The organism is Streptomyces sp. NPDC053542 (genome assembly GCF_044544685.1).
Taxonomy (GTDB): Bacteria; Actinomycetota; Actinomycetes; order Streptomycetales; family Streptomycetaceae; genus Streptomyces.
In genome coordinates, this window is record NZ_JBITXL010000009.1 from 383,768 (window position 1) to 387,601 (window position 3,834).

Below are 3,834 nucleotides of genomic sequence, written 5' to 3' on the forward strand. Positions count from 1 at the left end.
CCGGGGGGGGGGGGGGGGGGGGGGGGGGGGGGGGGGGGGGGGGGGGGGGGGGGGGGGGGGGGGGGCCGGGGGGGGGGGGGGGGGGGGGGGGGGGGGGGGGGGGGGGGGTGTGCGGGGCCCCCCGGGGGGGGGGGGGGGGGCCCCCCCCCGCCCCCCCCCCGCCCGTTTGCGTCGAAGTCCCTCAGATCACACCCATCTTGCTCGCCTCGTACACCGCCTCCGCCCGGCTGCTGGCGTCCAGCTTGCGCATGATGTTGCGTACGTGGAACTTCACCGTGGTCTCGGAGATGAACAGCTTCGCGCCGATGACCCGGTTGCTCAGCCCGTGGGCGAGCAGTTCCAGCACCCGCTGCTCCCGCTCGGTGAAGGTGGCCCTCGCCGGCTCCGGATCGGCCTTGACGCGCATCGAGCGCACCATCGCGGCCGCGGACCGGGAGTCGAAGGCGCTCTCGTTGCGGGCCACCGCCCGGATGGCACGCAGCAGTTCGGTGGTGTCCACGTCCTTGACGACGTACCCCCGCGCACCGTGCTGGATGGCCGCCGCCACCAGGGAGTCGTCCAGGAAGGTGGTGAGGACGAGGACCGCCAGGTCCGGGTGGCGCTCGGTGAGCCGGGCACACAGGTCCAGGCCCTCGGTGTCCGCGCCCGTCGACAGTTTGAGGTCCAGCAGCGCGATCGTGGGCCGGGTGCGTTCGATGACGGCCATGGCCTCGGCCGCCGTACTGGCCTCGCCCACCACCTCCAGGTCCTCCTCGCGCTCCAGGATCGAGCGCAGCCCGTGCCGGACGATCGCGTGATCGTCGACCAGGATGATCCGTACGGGAGAGGTGCGGGACCCGGCCGGCGCCTTCGCTTCAGTAGTCATCGGATTCCTCCTGTTCGACGCCCACCGGCAGGGGGATGCCCACCCGCAGCAGGATGCCGCCCATCCGCGAACGGCGGATGGACAAGATGCCGCCCAGCTCCTCGGCCCTGGCGACCATGTTCGCCAGCCCGCGGTGGCGGCCCGAAGTGTCACCGGCCCGGGACAGCCGCAGCGCCCGGCGCAACTGGGCCGGATCGCCGCTGCCGTCGTCGGAGACGCTCAGGGTGACCAGGTCGGACAGGTAGCGCAGCCGTACCAGCGCCCGGTCGGCCTTGCCGTGCGTGGCGGAGTTGAAGAGCGCCTCGCCCGCCAGCCGCAGGATCGACTGCTCGGCCTGCGGCGGCAGCGGGACGGGGCTGCCCTCCACGCGCACCCGCACTTCCAGGTCGGTGGTCTGATGGACCGTGGAGAGCCGTTCCAGCATCACCGGCAGCGGTCCTGACGGTTCGTCAGAGGTGTGGTGCAGGGCGTAGATCGCGTTGCGCAGCCGTTCCACGGCCTGCCGGTTCAGGTCCTTGGCCGAGCTCAGCCGCAGTGCGATGTCCTCCGCCCGGCCGCCCATCGCCGCCAGTTCCGCCCGGCACACCTCGATCGTCATGCCCGCGCTGAGGACGTACTGCGTGACGCTGTCGTGCAGCTCCCGGGCGATGCGGTGCCGCTCGTCGTCCAGCGTCTGCCGCTGCATCGCGTGCAGCAGCCGGGCCTGGGTCTCGGCCAGCTCGGCGCTGCGCGCGGCCAGGTCCCTGGCCTGCCGCTGGGCCGCCTCGGACAGCTGCTCGGTGCGGCCGCGCAGCCGGGTGGCGGCGTGGAAGAGGAAGGAGTTGTGCAGGGCCACGGCGGCCTGGTTGGCGAGTACCCGGAGGATCGCGAGGTCAGTGGCGGCCACTTCGAGACCGGCGCCGGGCCGGGCCACGATCCCGCCCACCGGCTCGTCGTCCAGGGTCATCGGCGCCCGCACCCAGCCCTCGCCGCTCGCCATGGACTCGGCCTCCCAGGGCCGGGTGCGCAGTATCTCCAGGTGCCCGCGCACCTCGGCCGGCAGCTGCGACTCGTCGTCGATCAGCACGTCGTCGGCGTACAGCAGGAACCGCGGGCGCGCGGCCCGCAGTGCGCCGTCCGCCACGGCCAGCAGCAGCCAGCGCGCCTGGAGGTGCTCGGCCGCCGCCCGTACCACTGCCTCGACCAGCGCGCGCGGGCCCTCGGCCGTGCGGACCAGGGCGCGCGAGATGCCGTCCAGCGCCTCCACGGCCCGTTCCAGGCGCTCGGTGGAGCGGATGTAGGCCGGGTAGTACGAGCGCTTGCCCGAGCGCAGGCCGGTGAGCACGCCCAGGTCGGCGGCGGGCGGCGGGTCCTGTTCCGGTTCGTGCGTCGGGGTCACGGGGTCACCTCACAGCGCCGCGCGGAAGAGCGCCTCGATGTCCGCCACGTCCACGTCCCTCGGGTTCGTGGCCAGGCAGGCGTCCTTCAAGGTGGTACGGGCCAGCTGGGGCACGTCGGCCTCGGTGACGCCGAGGGAGGAGAGGGTCTTCGGTACGCCCACCGCGTCCGCCAGTTCGCGGACCTTCTCGGCGAGCGCGTAGGCCAGTACGTCCGACGGCGCGCCCTCGTCCGCCAGTCCCGCCGCGGTGGCCAGCGCCTGGTAACGCCGGGGCAGTACATCGGCGTTGAACCGGATGACATGCGGCAGCAGAACGCCGTTGACCACGCCGTGCGGCGCGTCCAGCAGGCCGCCGACCTGGTGGCTCATGGCGTGCGTGGCTCCCAGGATCGCGTTGGTGAAGGCCATGCCGGCCTCCAGCGAGCCCTGGGCCATCGCGAGCCGCGGACTGACTTCCCTGGGCCGCAGTTGGGTGCCGAGCAGATGACCGGTGATCAGCTGCACGGCGTGCAGGGCGTGGTTGTCGGTCAGCGGATTGTGCGCCCGGGAGACGAACGCCTCGATGGCGTGGGTCAGCGCGTCCAGGCCGGTGGCCGCGTTCAGCCACTCCGGCATGGTGGTCAGCAGCCTGGGGTCGATCACCGAGATCTCCGGCACCAGCGTGCGGCTGATGATGGTGATCTTGATGTGCGCCGCGGTGTCGGTGATCACCGCGAACTGCGAGACGTCCGCGCCGGTGCCCGAGGTGGACGGCACCATCACCGTGGGCGGGATCGGATGGACGACCTTGTCCACGCCCTCGTACCCGAGGATGGTCCCGCCGTTGCCGGAGAGGATCGCCACGCCCTTGGCCGCGTCGATGCACGAACCGCCGCCCAGCCCCACGACCACGTCGCAGCCGCTCGCCGCGTAGTGCTCGAAGGCGTCCGCGATCTCGTGGTCCTTCGGGTTGGGTGTCACCCCGTGCCACACGGTGGGGCGCAGTCCGGCCGCCCGCAGATGCCCCAGGGCCTCGTCCACCCAACCCGCCTCGATCAGCCCGGGGTCGGTGATCAGGAAGGGGCGCCGCCCGCCGACCCGCAGCACGCAGTGCCCCAGTTCGGCCAGCGACCCGGGGCCGAAGACGATCTCCGGGGCGTGGAACTTGGCGAGATGGGACGGTTCACGCCCGGCACCTGGTGCGATCCGCTGCGGGCCGACCAGTTCCTCGGGGCGTGCGTCGCCGTACCAGTCGCCGGCTGACCGTTCACTCTCGGTCATGATGGGGCCTCCCGGCAGAAGGGGCACGGGACCTCCAAACTGCGGAGTCAAAGGTGCAGGGCACAGGACATCGTCAGGGGTTGCGCGATCTCCCTAGACTTAACAGAGCCGTGACCTGCGGTAAACAAGTTAGACGTGTTCAGTCGCGTCCCGCACTCTCCATTATGGCGCGCCGACCTGTCCGATCGGTCAGGTGCGATTCAGGACAGCGAGCCGGACAATGATCAGCAGCGCGTGCCGCTGGGCATGTGGGCGATGAAGAAGTCGCGAAGTGCTAGTCCTCGGGAACTGCGATGTCAGTGTCAGAGCAGGTGGGACTGCGGCAGCGACG

3 protein-coding genes are annotated in these 3,834 nt (G+C 72.0%); all 3 read right to left on the reverse strand.

Translation table 11 applies throughout. From position 1 onward, the window contains the following. Positions 1–181 precede the first annotated feature (181 nt). From ACIGXO_RS26160 to ACIGXO_RS26170, 3 genes are read right to left on the reverse strand one after another with little or no spacing between them, the layout of a single operon-like run. Positions 182–865, reverse strand: coding sequence for a response regulator (locus ACIGXO_RS26160; RefSeq protein ID WP_399791545.1), 684 nt, complete (start codon positions 863–865; stop codon positions 182–184). Next, entirely contained in the window at positions 855–2,243 is a 1,389-nt protein-coding gene (locus tag ACIGXO_RS26165; protein ID WP_399791547.1) for a histidine kinase, read from the reverse strand. Before ACIGXO_RS26165 ends, ACIGXO_RS26160 begins: the two co-directional genes overlap by 11 nt. Before the next feature lie 9 nt (positions 2,244–2,252). Beyond that, positions 2,253–3,503 (reverse strand): iron-containing alcohol dehydrogenase, encoded by a 1,251-nt coding sequence (locus ACIGXO_RS26170; protein WP_399791549.1) that lies wholly within the window; start codon positions 3,501–3,503, stop codon positions 2,253–2,255. Positions 3,504–3,834 lie beyond the last annotated feature (331 nt).

Coding starts and splice junctions, on each gene's coding strand:
- ACIGXO_RS26160 (WP_399791545.1), bottom strand. CDS start 865: ATGACTACTGAAGCGAAGGCGCCGGCCGGGTCCCGCACCTCTCCCGTA.
- ACIGXO_RS26170 (WP_399791549.1), bottom strand. CDS start 3,503: ATGACCGAGAGTGAACGGTCAGCCGGCGACTGGTACGGCGACGCACGC.